Below are 1,011 nucleotides of genomic sequence, written 5' to 3'. Positions count from 1 at the left end.
TGACGTGATCTCAGCCAATTGCCGGTAGGTAGTCGTGCTCGAAATGGGTGAGGACAAGCGCTGCGCGGGCGATGTCGCCGATTCGGCTGGGGCTGACGGTGATGTGCTGGAGGGTTCGCCACCGGCCTTTGAGCAGGGCGAATCCGCGTTCGCCGAGGCAGCGCAGGGCTCGTAGAAGCCGGTTGTAGGTGCGGTTGTCCGGGCTGAGGATCTGGTTTCCGTCGGGTTGTTTGATCGGCGTGTGGATGCCGATTCCGGCGCCCTCGTATCCGCTGTCGGCGAGGGTGGGCAGACCGGCTGCGGCAGCGGCGTACAACGCGCCCAGCACGTGGGTGCGGGCGGCGGACAGGTCATGGATGGAGCCGGGTTCGACCTCGCCGATCCACAACGGCAGCCCGTCGGGTGCCGATAGGGCTTGGAGGTTGCCGGCGTGGTGGTGGGCCTTGCCGGAGTACCAGGCGTCGATGGGTTCGCCCTTGACGCTGAGGGTCTGCTCCGCGCAGCGGTCGATCGGGATCAGGGTGCCGTCCAGGATCACGTAGGCCAGTCCTTCGGCTTGGGCGCGGTCGAGAGCTTCGGGCAGATCCGGTGCTTGAGCTGCGAGAACCTCGATGCCTTCGTGGATGTAGCGGTAGGCGGTGGCGCGGGAGACGCGATGATCGCGACCGAGCTTGGGGATGTCGCGCTCGCCTCGAAACCAGCACAGCACCATGACGGCCTGCCGGAACGGGGTCAGGGCCCGGCTGTCTTTCGGGGTGCCGCGCAGTCGGCGTTCATCGCGCAGCAGTCGGCCGACGTGTTGAACGAGTGCGCGGGAGACGTCGAGCGTGGCACGATGAGCAATCACGTGGAGCCTTTCGGCGGCTGGGAATTCTGTGGTGAGAACTCATCTACCGGAGGCTCCACGCCTGTCTCCGGCCTTCGACGACTCCTCCCGAAAGGCCCGAAACGGCACCGCCTGCGTCCCAGAAATCCCCAATCGCCCCGAATTATTTCTCTGAGATCACCTCA

The 1,011-nt window shown here is 65.7% G+C and carries 1 protein-coding gene; it reads right to left on the bottom strand.

The features are described 5' to 3' along the window. Positions 1 to 10: 10 nt before the first annotated feature. Positions 11 to 847 carry a transposase family protein gene (locus ACTWPT_RS60035; protein WP_443186486.1) on the bottom strand — a complete coding sequence of 279 codons (837 nt, stop codon included), beginning with the start codon at positions 845 to 847 and terminating at the stop codon, positions 11 to 13. Between the last annotated feature and the right edge of the window lie 164 nt (positions 848 to 1,011).

The organism is Nonomuraea sp. 3N208 (assembly GCF_052245935.1).
Taxonomy (GTDB): domain Bacteria; phylum Actinomycetota; class Actinomycetes; order Streptosporangiales; family Streptosporangiaceae; genus Nonomuraea.
Note: the sequence above shows the minus strand (reverse complement) of the source record. Positions and strands in the feature narration are given on the sequence as shown.